This window comes from Pseudomonas sp. NY15372, assembly GCF_048068215.1.
Lineage (GTDB): Bacteria > Pseudomonadota > Gammaproteobacteria > Pseudomonadales > Pseudomonadaceae > Aquipseudomonas > Aquipseudomonas guariconensis_A.
Window position 1 is genome coordinate 1 of record NZ_JBLUPY010000091.1, and the last position, 438, is coordinate 438.

Annotated in this window: 1 protein-coding gene; it reads left to right on the top strand. The window is 66.9% G+C overall.

All coding sequences use genetic code 11. From position 1 onward, the window contains the following. On the top strand, positions 1–438 hold a 438-nt coding region (locus tag ACNFG0_RS22870; protein WP_416766535.1), incomplete at both ends, for a PrpR N-terminal domain-containing protein.

Below are 438 nucleotides of genomic sequence, written 5' to 3' on the forward strand. Positions count from 1 at the left end.
GCGCTCTTCACCGTCCAGGTTCACCAGGCCGCCTACACCTCCCTGGAAGAGGCCCGCCAGGCCGTCGAACAGGCGGCCCAGCTAGGCTGTCGCAGCATCATCGGCTCGTCGACGGTGGTGGAGCTGGCGGAGCAGGCAGGGCTGCATGGCGTGCTGTCGCTGAGCGAAGAAACCGCGCGCAAAGCGCTGGAGGAAGCCCTGGGCATTCTCGACACTCAACGCGTCGAGATCGCCAAACGGCGGCATCTGAATGCCGTGCTGCGGCATATCCCCGCCGGCGTTGCAGCGATCGACAACCAAGGCGTGGTGCAGTCGCTCAACCCGGCCCTTGCGCAGCTGCTGGACCTGCCGGTTAGCGCAGCGTTGGGCCGGCCGCTGCAGCAGCTGTGCCCGGAACTGGACATGCAGCAGGCGCTGCAGGAAGGCACGGGTGAAGAA